The sequence below is a fragment of the Okeania sp. SIO2F4 genome (assembly GCF_010672385.1).
In the GTDB taxonomy this organism is placed as follows: domain Bacteria; phylum Cyanobacteriota; class Cyanobacteriia; order Cyanobacteriales; family Microcoleaceae; genus Trichodesmium.
Map to the genome: position 1 here is coordinate 1 of NZ_JAAHGT010001408.1, position 1,395 is coordinate 1,395.

The 1,395-nt window shown below is 39.4% G+C and carries 3 protein-coding genes; all 3 read left to right on the forward strand.

The features are described 5' to 3' along the window. Positions 1 to 149 precede the first annotated feature (149 nt). The 3 genes from F6K22_RS42915 to F6K22_RS42925 all read left to right on the forward strand — a co-directional run bounded on the left by F6K22_RS42915 (position 150) and on the right by F6K22_RS42925 (position 1,375). Positions 150 to 221 carry a hypothetical protein gene (locus tag F6K22_RS42915; RefSeq protein WP_363275540.1) on the forward strand — a complete coding sequence of 24 codons (72 nt, stop codon included), beginning with the start codon at positions 150 to 152 and terminating at the stop codon, positions 219 to 221. A 187-nt stretch (positions 222 to 408) separates the two neighbouring features. Further along, positions 409 to 948 carry an RNA-guided endonuclease InsQ/TnpB family protein gene (locus tag F6K22_RS42920; protein ID WP_363275538.1) on the forward strand — a complete coding sequence of 180 codons (540 nt, stop codon included), beginning with the start codon at positions 409 to 411 and terminating at the stop codon, positions 946 to 948. Positions 949 to 982: 34 nt separating this feature from the next. Further along, the gene (locus F6K22_RS42925) at positions 983 to 1,375 is read left to right on the forward strand and encodes an RNA-guided endonuclease InsQ/TnpB family protein (protein ID WP_363275542.1); all 393 of its coding nucleotides are present in this window, start codon (positions 983 to 985) and stop codon (positions 1,373 to 1,375) included. Positions 1,376 to 1,395 lie beyond the last annotated feature (20 nt).

The window sequence follows — 1,395 nt, forward strand, 5'->3', positions numbered from 1 at the left end:
GTGGAGCGACTGTAAGACCTTCTGGGAGTAAATCTCGTCAGGCGGGTGCATTGAAGCAGAAAGTCCCTAGCATCACTGTTAGGGAATCCCGCGCTGTCTCGTGAGAGCAGCGTCGGGAGGATGTCAAGAAAGGGAGATTTAAGTACCGTATATATCCAACACCGGGACAAAAAAACCGAGAGCGCAAAACTATTTGGTTGTGTCCGTGTTGTCTGGAATGATAGTCTAGCTTGGTGCCCCTGAAAAGTACAAATTTGGAGAGAAGAAGCCTGTTAACTCAGAACTACAAAAACAGTTTATTACTCAAGCTAAAAAAACTGAAGATAGAGAGTGGTTATCAGAAGTTTCTGCTATTCCATTGCAGCAATCTTTAAACGATTTAAACCAAGCTTATCAAAACTTTTTTAAATGTACGGACGTTGCATAAGGGCGTCCCTAGGCAACAGAAAAGGTAAACCTATAAGACCTCCAGATTGCTTCGTTCCTCGCAACGCTCCGCGATTTAAGAGTAGAAAGTCAAAGCAAACAGCTAGATTTACAAAGGGTGGATTTAAAGTCGGTCAGCATAAGGTCTATTTAGCTAAAATAGGAAAACTGAAAATTGTGTGGTCAAGAGAACTACCTAATGTTCCATCATCAGTAACAGTAATCAAAGATTCAGCTAATAGATATTTTCTGAGTTTTGTAGTAGAAATTTTGCCTGAAACCGTACCTAAAACTGAGAATTCAGTAGGAATAGATTTAGGAATTAAAACTTTTGCGACCTTGAGTAACGGCCAAAAAATTGATGCACCAAAACCACTCAAGAAACGAATTAAGAAGTACCGAAAACTAAGCAAGTTATTATCTAAAAAAACTCAAGGTACAAATCGCTATGAAAAAGCTAGATTGAGAGTAGCTAAATTTCATGCCAAACTGAAAGATAGGCTTAACAGATTTTCTACATAAGTTATCTACTGAAATAATTCGTGAGAACCAAACAATTGTTTTAGAAGATTTGAATGTTTCTGGTATGGTTAAAAACCGTAAATTATCTAGAGCTATTTCTGATTTAGGTTGGAGACAGTTCCAAACATTATTAGAAGGAAAGGCAGAAAAATACGGTCGTGATTTGAGAGTAATAAGCCGTTGGGAACCCACATCTCAAATTTGCTCTAGTTGTGGGTTTAAAGGAGGAAAATTAGATTTATCAATTCGTGAGTGGGAATGTCTAAATTGTGGAAGTAAGCACGATAGAGACGAAAACGCAGCCATAAATATATTAGTCGCGGGTGGGCAATCCGAGACAAAAAACGGACATGGAGGCAAGCATAAGACTACTGCCAAAGTAGCAGCAGCCTGTGAGATGTCAACCCACCGAGGAGCTACGGCTTAGTAGGAATCCACGTGCCTTTA